The sequence below is a fragment of the Rhodococcus sp. Q genome (genome assembly GCF_005503035.1).
GTDB lineage: Bacteria > Actinomycetota > Actinomycetes > Mycobacteriales > Mycobacteriaceae > Rhodococcus_G.
The window spans coordinates 34,865-48,378 of sequence record NZ_SCOY01000009.1; the positions used below are offsets into that span (position 1 = coordinate 34,865).

A 13,514-nucleotide genomic window follows, 5' to 3' on the forward strand; every position below is an offset into this window, starting at 1 on the left:
GAATTCCGTGACGGCCCGACCTGGAGAAAGCCACGAAAGAAGGTATGACGATCCCGTGAATTCCTCCGCACTCATCGCCTGGTACGAACGAGCGGCCCGCGACCTGCCGTGGCGTCGCGACGACGTGACGGCGTGGCACGTGCTGATGAGCGAGATCATGCTGCAGCAGACCCCGGTGGTCCGGGTGGCGCCGATCTGGGAGCAGTGGGTCGAACGCTGGCCGGTGCCGTCGGCGATGGCCGGGTCGAGCCAGGGCGAGGTGCTGCGCGCATGGGGCAAGCTCGGCTATCCGCGTCGGGCACTGCGACTGCACGAATGCGCGGGCGTGCTTGCCTCGGAGCACGGGGACGTGGTCCCCGACGACGTGGACGTGCTGCTGTCGCTTCCGGGAATCGGCGACTACACCGCGCGTGCGGTCGCCTGCTTCGCGTATGGACAGCGGGTTCCGGTGGTGGACACCAATGTTCGACGGGTGATCGCCCGAGCGGTGCACGGCGCCGCCGAACCCGGCAATCCGTCGACCAGACGCGATCTCGCCGACGCCGACGCACTGCTGCCCCGCACGCGAGCCCGGGCGGCGGTGTTCTCGGCCGCGTTGATGGAACTCGGCGCGACGGTGTGCACCGCGCGCAGCCCCGAATGTGAACGCTGCCCCCTCGACGACTGCGCGTGGGTGACGGCCGGACGACCGGCCCACACCGGACCCGCCCGCAAGGTGCAGAAGTTCGCGGGCACCGACCGTCAGGTCCGCGGCCGACTGCTCGACGTGCTGCGGGGCAGCGACGGCCCCGTCGAGCGCGCACTGCTCGACCGGGTGTGGCTCACGGACACCGCTCAGCGCGACCGGGCTCTCGACTCGCTGCTCGTCGACGGACTGGTCGAGCAGACCGACGGCGGCCTGTTCGCCCTCGCCGGCGAGGGCGACGCCCGCCGCTGACCGGGCGTCAGAGGTCGCCGAGGAACGACTCCACCGCGGCGCGGTACTCGGCGGGGCGGTCGTCGTGCACGAGGTGTCCGGCGCCCGCGACGAGTTCGTAGCGGGTCTCCGCCTGCCGCGGGGTGCCCGCCATCTCGCGCATCTGGCCGATGGGCGTGATGGTGAATTCCCCCTCGAGCAGGAGCGCGGGCGCCTGCACGGACCGCCACTGGGTCCAGAAGTCCCTGGTCCCCCACTCCTCGGAGATGTCCCGCCAGACCGGGACCTCGCCGTGCAGGTGGTATCCGTCGTCGCGCAGCTCGAAGGAGTCCATGAAGTACTGGGCCGCGACGGGCCCGAAGAACTCGACCATCGTCGGCTCGTCGCGGAACGGGGTCGGCCAGGCGGCGATCATCGCCGCCCAGTCGGCCGCGGTCCGACCACGGAAGTCGGGCGCCATGTCCTCGACGACAACGGCGCGCACCCGATCCGGATGCGCGGCAGCGAAACACCACGCATGCAGACCGCCCATCGAGTGGCCGATGACGACCATCGGCTCCGTGATCGACTCGACGGCCTCGGTGAGGTCGGCGACGAACGCCTCGGTGCTCGGCTCGGCGGGCGCTGGACGGCCGTGCCCCGCGGCGTCGAAGGTGTACACGTGGCCGTGTTCGCGCAGCCACGGCACGTGTCGTCGCCAGGTGCGGGCACTGCCCATCAGCCCGTGTAGCAACAGAATCGGTTCGCCGGTCCCACCCTCGTCATGGAGCACGGCACCGAGGTTAGCGGTCCGGTGCCGCGACTCCCGTCGGGTTTCGCTTTTCGGTTACGTGGTCTCGCCCGCCCTGTGTGTCGCGCGAGTACGCTCGCGGCCATGGCAGTGGTGAAGATCAACGCAATCGAGGTGCCCGAGGGCGCCGGTCCCGAACTGGAGAAGCGGTTCGCAGCGCGCGCCGGAACCGTGGAGAACTCGCCCGGGTTCCTCGGGTTCCAGCTGCTCCGGCCCACCGGTGGCGAGACCCGCTACTTCGTGGTGACGCAGTGGGAGTCCGAGGACGCGTTCGCGGCGTGGCGTGACGGCGACGCCCGTGCCGCGCATGCGGGTGAGGCGAAGAAGCCGGTCGCGACCGGCGCCTCGCTGCTCGAGTTCGAGGTCGTCCTCGACGTCGCCGCCAAGCAGTCCTGACGCGGCACTCCCCGCACCGGTCGCCCGTCGGGCGGCCGGTGCCCGCCGTCATCCCAGGTGGCGGCGCAACGCCTCGGCGGTGGCCTCGTCCGCCGGGTGAAAGGTCTCGATCGCGAGTTCGGCAACGGTGACGTCGAGTGGCGTCCCGAACACCGTCGTCGTGCTGAGGAAGGCGAGTTCCCCTGCTGCGGTCGCGATTCTGATGGGGACGACGAGTGCGCCCGGTTCCATGTCGACATCGGGATCACCGCACGGATAGCCCGCGAGTTCCGCGGCGAGCGCGACGAGTTCGGCGTCCCCGGTCACCGCGATCTGATGGTCCAGGCGATGCAGCAGATGTGCTCGCCACTGTCCGAGGTTGCCGATTCGGGTGGCCATGCCGTCGGGGTGCAGGCTCAGGCGCAGGACGTTCACCGGCGGTTCCAACAGGTGCGCGGCACACCCCTCCACGAGAAGAGCGACGGCGTCGTTGCCGTCGACGAGGTTCCAGTGCCGATCGACGACCACCGCAGGCGACGACCGGTGAGCGTGCAGAATCTGACCGATCGCCCGCGACACCGACGCCATCGGAACGTCACCGAGTGCATGCTCCGGATACGCGGGAGCGAACCCGCCTGCCAGGAGCAATGAATTACGTTCCCGCAGAGGAATTTCCAACTGGTCACTGAGTTTGAGCAGCATCGTACGCGTCGGACGTGACCGGCCCGTCTCGACGAAACTGACATGCCGCGCGGACACTTCCGCTCGGGCCGCCAACTCGAGTTGACTCATCCGGCGGCGCTCACGCCAGTTCCGGAGCAGTACCCCGACGGTCGGTTCGGCGAGCGTGGTCATGGGGAGAGCCTAGATTCGCGGCGGAAGCAGGACCATTACCTCCGAGGTAATCGACGCGCCGCGACGCCCGTCGCACAGTTGTCTCATCGCCCGGCGACCGGCGCCGGCACCCGAGAGAACGAGAGCGACGACATGAGCGACTTCGACACCCTCGCAACGAAATACATCGCGGTGTGGAACGAGACCGATCCGGACGCCCGACGCGCCGCGATCGAGGACCTGTGGGCACCGGACGGGCGGTACGTCGACCCCGCCGTCGCCGCGCACGGTCACACGGACATCGACGCGACGATCGCCGCAGTGCAGGGCCAGTTCGCCGGGATGCGGTTCCGCCTCCGCGGGGACGTCGACGGCCACCACGAGCAAGCACGCTTCGGCTGGCAACTCGGACCCGCAGGAGCGGAGAACCTGATCGAGGGATTCGACGTCATCGAACGCGGCGACGACGGACGACTGGTGCACGTCCTCGGGTTCCTCGACAGGGTTCCGTCCTGACCCGACCGTCGCCGGTCCGCGTCGAACGGACCGGCGACGGTGGTTCGTATTTGTTGACACCACGGGCAGGTCGGTGCGACAGTGCGCGAGTAAACGCGACGTCGTACGGGAATTCCGGTGCAACTCCGGAGCGGTCGCGCCACTGTGATCGAGGTTCGCCTCGAGAAGCCAGACACCGTCGACGTCGCACGGACTTACGGGACGCGTTATCCCAGGAGGAACCCATGGCTGTCGTTCACACCCCCGACAGGTCGACCGAGTCGGCCGGTATCGCACTCATCGTGGCTGGCGTCGTCCTGCTCGCGATGCTCACCCTCTACCTGGTCGGATTCGACCAGGGCGCGGTGTCGCGGACCGGTATGTACATGCATGAACTCATGCACGACGGTCGTCACCTGCTGGGGCTTCCGTGCCACTGACCGGAAAATTCACGCAACTCCTCATCCGCGGCCTGCTGGCCGGACTCGTCGCAGGCCTGCTCGCGGGAGCCGTCGCGTACGTGCTCGGTGAGCCGCACATCGAGGCCGCCATCGCGATCGAGGAAGCTGCATCGGCGGACGCCGAGCCCGCGGCGGCCGCCGGCCATTCGCACGACTCCGGAGCAGCCGCCGAGGAAGACCACTCGCACGACGCCGGAGCAACTGCCGAGGAGGGCCATTCGCACGGCGAGGACGCCCTGGTCAGCCGTGACGGCCAGAAGGTCGGACTGTTCCTCGCGACCACCCTCGCGGGCCTCGCGCTCGGCGCGATCTTCGCCGCCGTCGCGCACTACGCCCGCCGGGTGACCACGGCGTCGGGACCGGTCCTGGCGCTGGCTCTGGCCGGGCTGGGATGGCTCGCGATCGAAGTGGTGCCGTTCTTCAAGTACCCGGCGAACCCGCCTGCCGTCGGCGACCCCGACACCATCAACCAGCGCACCTGGCTGTGGCTGGCGTCGGTGGTGCTCGGCCTGTTCGCGGTCGCCGTCGCCGCCTACGTGCGTCAACTGGTCGCCGCCTCGGGCTACGTGTCCGCGCAGGTCGCGGCACCGGTGGCGGCGTTCCTGGCGATCGTCGCCGTCGGCTACGCCGTGCTGCCCGACATCAACGAGGTCGGCGCCGACTTCCCCGCATCCCTGCTGTGGGACTTCCGGATCTCGTCGCTGGCGATCCAGGCGACGCTGTGGCTGACGCTCGGCGCGGCGTTCGCGTTCCTCACCGAACGCGCCACACGCTCGCAGCCTGCGCTCGCCGGCGCGCACTGACGCCGGGCAACCCCATCCCCCGCACCGACCGAATGTGGCCGTTGATCACGTCAGGTGATGAACGGCCACATTCGGTCTAGCGGAGCAGGGGTGACGCAGATCCTCAGACCGCGCAGGACCCATCGGTGCAGGCGCCGTCGGCATCGGCCGCTCCGGCGAGGGTGACGAGCGGCTTCGCGTCCGTGTAGGCCTTCTCCAGCAGTTGGGTGAACACCTCGACGGGCTGGGCGCCGGAGACGCCGATCGCACGGTTGGCGACGAAGAACGGGACGCCGGTGACGCCCAGCGCACGGGCCTGGGCGAGGTCGTCACGGACGCGATCCGCTTCTGCATCCGAGTCCAGGGCAGCGCGCACCGCGTCGGCGTCGAGCCCGGTCTCGGCCGCGATCGCCACCAGCTCGTCGCGGTCGTCGATCACGCGGCCCTGCTCGAAGTGCGCTCGGAACAGCGCTGCCATCACGTCCGTGCCACGATCACCCGCGAAGTGGATCAGCCGGTGCGCGTCGAAGGTGTTGGCGGCGATGACGGTGTCGAAGTCCATGGCCAGTCCGTCGGCGGCGGCGGTGCTCGCGACGTGCGCGAACATCTGTCGTACCTGGTCGGCGGGCATGCCCTTCATCTCGACGAGCGCGTCGATCTCGGAACGCCGGAGTCCGGCGGGCGTGTCCGGGGAGAGCTGGTAGGAGCGCCAGACGACCTCGACCTGCTCCCGATGCGGGAACTGCGCGAGCGCCGCCTCGAACCGTGTCTTGCCGATGTAGCACCACGGGCAGGCGATGTCGGACCACACCTCCAGCACGACGGCGGCGGCGGTGGACTTCTCGGGAGATTCGATGCTCACAAGTAGTTGAAACGTCCACCACCGCCGGTTTGTTCCGTCAGGCCCGCGCGCGTCCCAGCTGCCGGATCCAGGCTCGGGAGCGCGCCGGGTCGATCACGTCGTCGACCTCGAACGTCGTACCCGCGTGCAGCGCCTTGCCGTGCTCGTAGGCCTTCCCCAGCAGCGTCGCGAACAGGGCGTCGCGTTCGGCCGGATCGTCGATCGCCTCGAGTTCCTTCCGGAACCCGAGTCGTACCGCACCCTCCAGCCCCATCGGTCCGATCTCCCCGGTCGGCCACGCGACCGTGAACTCCGGCGCGTGGAACGAGCCGCCCGCCATCGCCATCGCACCGAGCCCGTACCCCTTGCGCAGGATGATCGTGCCGAACGGCACGGTCAACCTGGCTCCCGCAACGAACAGCCGGCTGAACCTCCGCACCGTCGCCTCCCGCTCCGAGTCGGGGCCGACCATGAATCCCGGCGTGTCACAGAGGGTCAGGACCGGCAGCCGGTGCGCCTCGCACAGTGCCAGGAACTCGGCGCCCTTGTCGGCCGCTTCGGCGTCGATCGCACCGCCGAGGTGGTGGCTGGAATTGGCGAGAACGCCGTATGCGACGCCCTCGACCCGGATCAGCGCCGTCACGAACCCGACGCCGTAGTCGGGCTGCAGTTCCAGTACCGAGTCGACGTCGGCGATCGCCGTGACCGCTTCGCGAACGTCGTACGCGCGCAGCCGGTTCTCGGGGACGACGTGCCGTGCCAGGCGCTCGTCGGGCGCCGTCCAGTCGGCAACGGCGCCCTGGAAGTACGAGAGGTACCGCTTCGCGAGATCGACGGCGTGCGCCTCGTCGCGGGCGAGCACGTGCACGACGCCATTGCGGGTCTGGACGTCGATCGGGCCGATGTCCTCGGGGCGGAACACCCCGAGACCGCCGCCTTCCACCATCGCCGGACCACCCATCCCGATGTTCGCGTCGGGGGTCGCGATCAGAACGTCGCAGGCGCCTGCGAGCGCGGCGTTGCCCGCGAAGCAGCGTCCCGACACGACGGCGACGGTCGGGACGACACCGCGCAGCGCTGCCATCGCGCGGAACGTCCCGAGTTCGAGCCCGGCTGCACCGTTCGCGTCGGTGTCACCTGGACGCCCGCCACCGCCCTCCGCGAACAGGACGAACGGAATGCCCTTGCGCGCGGCCAGTTCCAGCATCCGGTCGGTCTTGGTGTGGTTGCGCATGCCCTGCGTGCCTGCGAGCACGGTGTAGTCGTAGGAGACGACGACCGCCTCCGCCGCGGCCGCGCCGAAGGTGTCGGCACCGATCGTCGCGACTCCCCCGATCAGTCCGTCGGCGGGCGTGTTCTCGATCAGATCCTGCTCCGTGCGCCGGGTCCGCTGGGCCGCGAGCGCCAGCGCTCCGTACTCGACGAAGCTGCCCTCGTCGACGAGATCGGCGATGTTCTCGCGGGCCGTTCGACGACCGGCGCGGTGCCGCTTCGCGACAGCCGCTGGGCGCCTCGCGTCGAGTGTGACCTCGTGCCGGCCCTGCACCTCCGCGAGATCCGGCCGGATGCGGTCGGCGTCGAATGTCGCGTCCACGTCGGCTGCGGATCCCGCGTCGCTCGCGGCCACGACCACGAGGGGGTCGCCGACGTTCACCACCTGGCCCGGCCGAACCAGCAGTCGCAGGATCTGCGAATCCGACTCCGCGACGACGACATGCTGCATCTTCATCGCTTCGAGCACGACGACCTGCGCACCGGACGCGACCACGTCGCCGACCGCCGCGACCTCGACGACGGTGCCCGGCAACGCGGCCCGCACGACACCCTCCCCCGATGCGAGGTCCGGGGCCGAGACGGGCGCCGGGGCGGCGCCCGGGGCCGGGACCAGGTCCGCGATGCGTTCACCGAGGAACGTCGTCGGCACGGTACCCGAGCCGAAGTCCTTGTCCCCCAGGATCGCAAGCAGGAATCCGATGTTGGTCGCCACTCCCTCGACGGTGAACTCGCGGAGCGCGGCGTCGCTCTTGCGGATCGCGGCGGCGAAGTCGTCGGCGCGGGTGTGCGTGACGACCTTCGCGAGCAGGGAGTCGTAGCGGGCACTGGTCACGAGCCCGGTCCGACCGAAGGTGTCGACGCGCACACCGGGCCCCGCGGGTACGGAGAAGGCGGTGAGCGTGCCCGCGGACGGCACCGTCGAGCCGTCCGGCGTCATCGACTCCATGTTGACGCGAGCCTGAATCGCGATGCCGCGCGCACGGGCGGGGGTGCCCGTGACGACACCGCCGTGTGCGACGACACCTCCGGGCAGGTCGAGGTCGCCGAGCGACGCGCCCCGTGCGATGTCGAGACCGACCGCGACGAGGTCCGTTCCCGTGACCTCCTCGGTAATCGTGTGCTCGACCTGGATCCGCGGATTCACCTCGAGGAAGACGAATTCGTCTCCGGTGACCAGGAATTCGACGGTGGCGAGGCCCCGGTAGCCCTGGTCCGCGCACAGCGTGGCCGCGGCGCGGTGCAGCCCGAGGCGAACGGCGTCGCTCACCTGCTGGGCGGGCGCGACCTCGATCAGCTTCTGGTGGCGGCGCTGCACGCTGCAGTCCCGGTCGCCCAGTGCGAGTGCACGGCTGCGGCCGTCCGCCTCGACGGCGGCGACGACCTGTACCTCGATGTGGCGGGCACCCACACACAGCGCCTCCGCGAACAGGGCCGGATTGCCGAATCCCAGTTCGGCCTCGGCAGCGGCAGCGCGGTAGGCGTCCGCGACCTCGTCGGTTCCGCGGACGGCGCGCATCCCGCGACCCCCACCGCCCGCGACCGCCTTGATCATCACGCCCGCCGGGTGAGTCTCCACGAACGCGCGGACCTCGTCCTCACCGACGCCGCCGTCGGTGGCGGCGAGCACCGGAACCCGCGACGCGATCGCCGCCGCGCGGGCCGACGCCTTGTCTCCGAACACGTCGAGAAGTGCGGCGTCCGGACCGACGAACGTCAACCCCGCAGCCGCACAGTCCCGAGCGAAATCGGCATTCTCGCTGAGGAATCCGTAGCCGGGGTGGACCAGCGTCGCGCCGGTCGCTGCCGCCGCCGCGAGCATCGCGCGGCGGTCCAGGTAGGCGGACGGACCGGATCCGGCGAGCGCGACCGCTGTCGTCGCGGCGGCGACGTGGGGCGCGTCGGCATCGTCGGTCGCGTAGACCGCGACGGTATCGAGGCCGAGTTCCGTTGCGGACCGGATGATCCGCAGGGCGATCTCGCCGCGGTTCGCGACCAGCACCGTGGTCGTGGACAGATCGGGCATCGTCAGCGCTCCTCAGCCATCGTGAACAGGTCGCCCTTGCGGACCTTTCCGGTCGCGGTCATCGGGAGCACGTCCAGGATCTCGATCATCGGCACCTTGTAGCCGGCCATGTTCTCGCGTGCCCATCCGACGAGTTCGTCCGCGCCGGCGTCGGTCCCGTCGACGAGCTGGACGAACGCGAACGCGACCTGCCCGCGGGCGGCATCGGGCTTCGGGACCACGGCCGCCTTCTCGATCGCCGGGTGCAGCATGAGCAGCGCCTCGACCTCGGACGGGAACACGCTCATCCCGTTGGTCTTGATCATCTCCTTGTTGCGCGCGAGGTAGTGCAGCGCACCGCGTTCGCTGAACTTTCCGAGGTCGCCGGTCTGCAGCCAGCCGTTCCGCAACGCGTCCGCGGTCGCCGCCGGGTTGCCGTGGTAGCCCGTCATCACCGACGGGCTGCGCACGATGATCTGTCCCTGCTCGCCGATCGGGACCGGAACTCCGTCCGCGTCGACGATCAGGATGTCCGTGCCCGGCACGGGAATTCCGCAGAAGACCGGGTCACCGCTCAGGTCGTAGTCGTCGTCCTGGAAGCCGAGGGTGATGGTGTCGGCGGTGTGCGTCTCGGTCATCCCGTAGCTCCCCTCACGCAGCACGTGCCCGGTCGCGTCCCGCCAGCGCGCGCGGATCACGGAGTCCAACTTGAGCACGAAGGAGACCGCCATCGGCGTGTCCAGGCTGGTCAGGTCGCGGTCGGCGAAGTCCTCGCGGTCCATCATCTCGACGTAGTTGTCCACGGTGCCGACCATCGACGTGACGCGGCGGTTCTCCACGGAGGCCAGGGCGACTCCCGCATCCCACCGCGACAGCAGCACCACCGTCCCACCGTTGACGAGGGGCAGAAGAATGCCGAAGTCCTCACCCGCGATCCAGAACACCGGCAGGAATACCAGCGCGGTGAGCGAAGTATCGCCGACGCGGCGACCTGCCGCTGCGGTGGCGGTCGCTGCCGTGTAGACCATGTGCCGCTGGGTGTGCTCACACCCCTTGGGCATTCCCGTGGTTCCACCCGTGTAGTTCAGTGCGGCGAGGGCGTCCGGGTCCGTCGGAATCGGTTCCGCGCGATCGCTTTCCATGATGGTGGGCCAGTCCGTGACCACTGCGTTCTCCGCCGAACCGGAGGACATGTCGGACATGTCGGTGACGGCGACGAGCCGCACGGGTGTCTGCGCGCGCACCGCCTCGACCAGCGGCGCAAGGGCGGGCATCGTCAACACCACGGTGACCCCGGCGTCGGAAAGCTCGTGCGCCAGTTCGTGTTCGCGCAGCATCGGGTTCACGGGGACGTGGACGCCACCGATCTTGAGGATGCCGAGCATCGCGATGTGGAACTGCAGACAGTTACCCAGGTGGACCCCGATCCGATCACCCCGCGCTGCACCGTTCGCCAGCAGCCACCCGGCGAACCTGTCCGAGAGCTGGTCGTACTCCGCGTAGGTGATCTCGCGGCCGTAGTAGTCGATCGCGACGGTGCCGGGCCGCTCCGACGCCCAGTGCCGCAGGTAGTCGACGAGCCCTCCGGCCTCGAGGGGGAACTCGACGTCGCGCGGGACGTCAGCGGGCCAGTTCGCGTGCTGCAACTCCCGCAGTTCGGCCAGTGCGGTGTCGAGGATTGGTGTCACGACAGGTGCTCACTTTCGTTCTCTCAGCGATCCGAAGACCGGACGCGTGCGTTCCGGCCCGGTTCGATCAGGTGAAACCGATGAGTCGCTCGGACATCACGATCATGTCCGAAATGTACTGCGCCCTTTCGTCATCCGAGGATGATGCGAGGCGTGCGGAACCGACGAGTTGAGCGTCGGCAAGGGTCTGCGCCACCGTCGCGGGCGGCGCACACGGCGTCGCCTCACCGGTGGCCGCGATTCGGGAGATGAACCGCGCGTAGCGGGCGACGAGCCGCTCCCGGACGGACGACCACAGGTCCCCGATCGCCGGGTCGAGCCGCGCACGGTGGTCGACGAGGCCGACGATCGCCCCGTGCCGGAAGTATGCGGTGATCACGGCGGTCGTCGTGGCACGCAGGACCTCGCGCAGGTCGTCGACGATCGCCCCCTCGAGATGCTGGGCGTCGAGGAGTTCCTGGCACACCTGGCCGGCGACCGCACCGAAGATCTCCTCACGGGAGGAGAAGTAGGCGTAGAAGGTGGCGCGGGAGACCCCCGCCCTCGACGTGATCGCCTGCGCGGTAGTCGCCTCGTAGCCGAGTTCGCCGAAGCACGACGTCGCGGCCTCGAGCAGTTCCCGGCGGCGCTGACCGTCGGACGCGCGTCGCGCCGACCTCGCCTGCTCCTGCTGCTCGCTCGTGGTCACCGTCACAGTATGTGTTGACGTTGACGTCAACGTCAATAGCGGTCGCGAAGAACAGGGGTGCCGCGACCGTCGCGACACCCCCGGGTGAACGGCTCAGACCAGTGCGGCATCCAGCGTGATCTGGACGCCGGTCAGCGCCTTGCTGACCGGGCAGGTCTCCTTCGCGGCCTGCGCGGCCTGCGCGAAGCCGTCGGCGTCGAGTCCCTCCACCTCACCGCGCACCGTCAGGGTGATCCCGGTCAGTTTGAAGCCGACGGTGTCCGGGCCGAGCCCGACGACGGCCGTCACGTCCAGGCTCTGCGGGACGCCGCCCGCCTCGCCGATCAGTGCCGACAACTGCATCGCGTAGCACGCCGAATGCGCCGCGGCGATCAGCTCCTCGGGGCTCGTCGCACCGTTGGCGTCGTCGGCGGCGCGCTTGGGAAACGACACGTCGAACGTCGCGAGTCCGGAGCTGGTGAGTTCGGTCTGGCCGCCGCCGTCCTGCAACGTTCCGTTCCAGGCGGTGCGAGCTGTACGAGTGGGCATGGACCAACCTTTCTGTGGTGCCGGCCGTCCGGCCGGCGACGAACTTCCCTGCACAGTCTTCTCCCGAACCGAGGTGCGCGTCACGCGCTGCGAACGGCGCCCTCCGACGACTCGTCCTCGGCCTGGTACCGGGCGAGCAGCGCACGTTCCTCGTCACGCTTCGGGAAGACGAAGAAGACGAGGACAGCACCGATCAGCACGATCCCGATCGCCGCGGTGTACGCGCGGGTGTCCCCGTCCAGGAAGGCGGAGCGCGCGGCACCGATGATCTGCTGCGCGTACTGCGGATAGCGTTCGGCGATGTTCACCGCGCCCGCGAACGACTTCTCCAACGCGGCTTCCGTCTGCTCGCTCACCGATGCCGCCTGTGGTGTCGCAGCAACGGTCGCCGTGAACGACGCCGTGTACCCGGCGGTGAGCAGGGCACCGAGGATCGACTGCACGATCGCACCGCCGAGGTCGCGTTGCAGATCGGCGGTCCCCGACGCCATTCCCGCCCGGGACACCGGAACGGATCCGGTCAGCGAATGCGATGCGGGCGTTCCGGCCAGTCCGACGCCCGCGCCGAGGAACATGAACCCGAGCGCGATCGCCCAGTAGCTGGTGCTCTCGTCCCAGAGCAGCAGCGCCACTGCGAGACCGAACAGGATCGCGACGTATCCGCAGAGCAACGTGAATCGCGCACCCCTGGCCTCCACCAGCTTCGCCGATTGGGGTGCGACCAGGACCATGACGATCGCCGCGGGCAGCGCCGCCGACCCCGCCTCGAGGGTGTCGTACGCCAGCACGTTCTGCATGTACTGCTGGCTGATGTACATGACGCCCATCAGGGTGCCGAAGACGACGATGCCTGCCACGGCGGCAACCCAGAAGATCCGCCGCGCCGCAACGTGCAGGTCGTACAGCGGATTGCGGGCTCGCATCTGCCGCAGCACGAACACGATCCCCGCCACGACCGCCACGCCCAGCGAGATCACCGCGGTGGTCTTCATCCCGTCGATCGGCAGGAAGTTGATCCCGAGTACCAGCGCGCCGACGAACACCACCGACACCATGCCACCGAAATGGTCGACCGAGTCGGCGGACTCGTTGACGTGGCTCGGCACCAACCAGAGCGTCATGCCCAGTGCGATCACCGCGAGCGGAATGGTCACCAGGAACACCGAACCCCAGAAGAACCATTCCAGCAGCGCACCTGCAACGAGCGGCCCCAACGCGGAGAGGCCGCCGCCGATCGACGACCACAGGGCGATCGCCTTGGTCCGACCCGCGCCGGACCACAACGCCGTGATGAGGGCGAGGGTCGTCGGGTATGCCATGCCTGCCGAGAGCCCACCGATCACCCGAGCCAGGAACAGCACCTGCTCGTTGGGGGCGAAGCCGGCGAGCAGCGACGCCGGGATCGACAGTGACATGCCAAGCACGAGCATCGTCTTGCGTCCGTAGCGGTCGCCCACCGCGCCGAGATACAGCACGGAGGCGGCGAGACCGAGCGAGAACCCGACGGCGATCAGATTCAGCGAGGTCTGGCTGGCGTCGAAGGCCTTGCCGATGTCGGGTAGCGCGACGTTCGCGACCGCGAGGTTCAGGTTCGCGACCGCAGCGACGAGGATCAGCGACGCCAGGACCAGGTTTGCGCGCGCGGGGCGGCCGTCGGTGAGCGTGGTCACAGAGTCAATGGTGCGCGCTCGGGTCCACTTCCGCTCGCCGTGACCGCCCAGGTCCGCACACCTTTTGCGGCGTCCACACCCCTTTTCGGCGGGCAGGAGCGCTGCGGACACTCGAAAAGGTGTGTGGACAGCGGTGAGAGGGCCCGACACACGGCGACGCCCCGCACGC

The 13,514-nt window shown here is 69.4% G+C and carries 13 protein-coding genes and 1 riboswitch; of the genes, 5 read left to right on the forward strand and 8 right to left on the reverse strand.

Annotation, left to right across the window (positions count from 1 at the left end; translation table 11 throughout):
• The first annotated feature begins 55 nt into the window (after positions 1-55).
• Positions 56-937, forward strand: coding sequence for an iron-sulfur binding domain-containing protein (locus FFS72_RS11790; RefSeq protein WP_137874117.1), 882 nt, complete (start codon positions 56-58; stop codon positions 935-937).
• Positions 938-944: 7 nt separating this feature from the next.
• Here FFS72_RS11790 and FFS72_RS11795 read toward each other — a convergent pair whose 3' ends face one another.
• Positions 945-1,688: an alpha/beta fold hydrolase gene (locus FFS72_RS11795; RefSeq protein ID WP_137874118.1), complete on the reverse strand. Its 744-nt coding sequence runs from the start codon at positions 1,686-1,688 to the stop codon at positions 945-947.
• 102 nt (positions 1,689-1,790) lie between these two features.
• Between FFS72_RS11795 and FFS72_RS11800 the strand changes: the two genes are divergently transcribed.
• On the forward strand, positions 1,791-2,102 hold the full coding sequence (locus tag FFS72_RS11800; protein WP_050063599.1) for an antibiotic biosynthesis monooxygenase family protein: 312 nt from the start codon (positions 1,791-1,793) through the stop codon (positions 2,100-2,102).
• 48 nt (positions 2,103-2,150) lie between these two features.
• Here FFS72_RS11800 and FFS72_RS11805 read toward each other — a convergent pair whose 3' ends face one another.
• Positions 2,151-2,936 (reverse strand): helix-turn-helix domain-containing protein, encoded by a 786-nt coding sequence (locus tag FFS72_RS11805; protein ID WP_137874119.1) that lies wholly within the window; start codon positions 2,934-2,936, stop codon positions 2,151-2,153.
• Positions 2,937-3,068: 132 nt separating this feature from the next.
• Between FFS72_RS11805 and FFS72_RS11810 the strand changes: the two genes are divergently transcribed.
• The 3 genes from FFS72_RS11810 to FFS72_RS11820 all read left to right on the forward strand — a co-directional run bounded on the left by FFS72_RS11810 (position 3,069) and on the right by FFS72_RS11820 (position 4,674).
• On the forward strand, positions 3,069-3,431 hold the full coding sequence (locus FFS72_RS11810) for a nuclear transport factor 2 family protein (RefSeq protein WP_137874120.1): 363 nt from the start codon (positions 3,069-3,071) through the stop codon (positions 3,429-3,431).
• 64 nt (positions 3,432-3,495) lie between these two features.
• Positions 3,496-3,629: riboswitch (cobalamin riboswitch) on the forward strand.
• A gap of 26 nt (positions 3,630-3,655) precedes the next feature.
• A complete protein-coding gene (locus FFS72_RS11815; RefSeq protein WP_050063596.1) occupies positions 3,656-3,850 on the forward strand; it encodes a CbtB domain-containing protein in 195 nt (64 codons plus the stop codon).
• A complete protein-coding gene (locus FFS72_RS11820; RefSeq protein WP_137874121.1) occupies positions 3,841-4,674 on the forward strand; it encodes a CbtA family protein in 834 nt (277 codons plus the stop codon). Before FFS72_RS11815 ends, FFS72_RS11820 begins: the two co-directional genes overlap by 10 nt.
• 103 nt (positions 4,675-4,777) lie before the next feature.
• Here FFS72_RS11820 and FFS72_RS11825 read toward each other — a convergent pair whose 3' ends face one another.
• The 6 genes from FFS72_RS11825 to FFS72_RS11850 all read right to left on the reverse strand — a co-directional run bounded on the left by FFS72_RS11825 (position 4,778) and on the right by FFS72_RS11850 (position 13,345).
• Complete coding sequence (locus FFS72_RS11825; RefSeq protein ID WP_137874122.1) at positions 4,778-5,515, reverse strand: DsbA family oxidoreductase; 738 nt, start codon at positions 5,513-5,515, stop codon at positions 4,778-4,780.
• 37 nt (positions 5,516-5,552) lie between these two features.
• Positions 5,553-8,792 carry an acetyl-CoA carboxylase family protein gene (locus FFS72_RS11830; protein WP_137874123.1) on the reverse strand — a complete coding sequence of 1,080 codons (3,240 nt, stop codon included), beginning with the start codon at positions 8,790-8,792 and terminating at the stop codon, positions 5,553-5,555.
• 2 nt (positions 8,793-8,794) lie between these two features.
• Positions 8,795-10,459, reverse strand: a complete 1,665-nt coding sequence (locus tag FFS72_RS11835; RefSeq protein ID WP_137874124.1) for an AMP-binding protein — start codon at positions 10,457-10,459, stop codon at positions 8,795-8,797.
• A gap of 67 nt (positions 10,460-10,526) precedes the next feature.
• Positions 10,527-11,153: a TetR/AcrR family transcriptional regulator gene (locus tag FFS72_RS11840; RefSeq protein ID WP_137874125.1), complete on the reverse strand. Its 627-nt coding sequence runs from the start codon at positions 11,151-11,153 to the stop codon at positions 10,527-10,529.
• 87 nt (positions 11,154-11,240) lie between these two features.
• Entirely contained in the window at positions 11,241-11,675 is a 435-nt protein-coding gene (locus FFS72_RS11845) for an OsmC family peroxiredoxin (RefSeq protein WP_137874126.1), read from the reverse strand.
• An 80-nt stretch (positions 11,676-11,755) separates the two neighbouring features.
• The gene (locus FFS72_RS11850) at positions 11,756-13,345 is read right to left on the reverse strand and encodes an MFS transporter (RefSeq protein WP_137874127.1); all 1,590 of its coding nucleotides are present in this window, start codon (positions 13,343-13,345) and stop codon (positions 11,756-11,758) included.
• Positions 13,346-13,514: the final 169 nt, after the last annotated feature.

Coding starts and splice junctions, on each gene's coding strand:
- FFS72_RS11800 (WP_050063599.1), top strand. CDS start 1,791: ATGGCAGTGGTGAAGATCAACGCAATCGAGGTGCCCGAGGGCGCCGGT.
- FFS72_RS11805 (WP_137874119.1), bottom strand. CDS start 2,936: ATGACCACGCTCGCCGAACCGACCGTCGGGGTACTGCTCCGGAACTGG.
- FFS72_RS11810 (WP_137874120.1), top strand. CDS start 3,069: ATGAGCGACTTCGACACCCTCGCAACGAAATACATCGCGGTGTGGAAC.
- FFS72_RS11815 (WP_050063596.1), top strand. CDS start 3,656: ATGGCTGTCGTTCACACCCCCGACAGGTCGACCGAGTCGGCCGGTATC.
- FFS72_RS11830 (WP_137874123.1), bottom strand. CDS start 8,792: ATGCCCGATCTGTCCACGACCACGGTGCTGGTCGCGAACCGCGGCGAG.
- FFS72_RS11845 (WP_137874126.1), bottom strand. CDS start 11,675: ATGCCCACTCGTACAGCTCGCACCGCCTGGAACGGAACGTTGCAGGAC.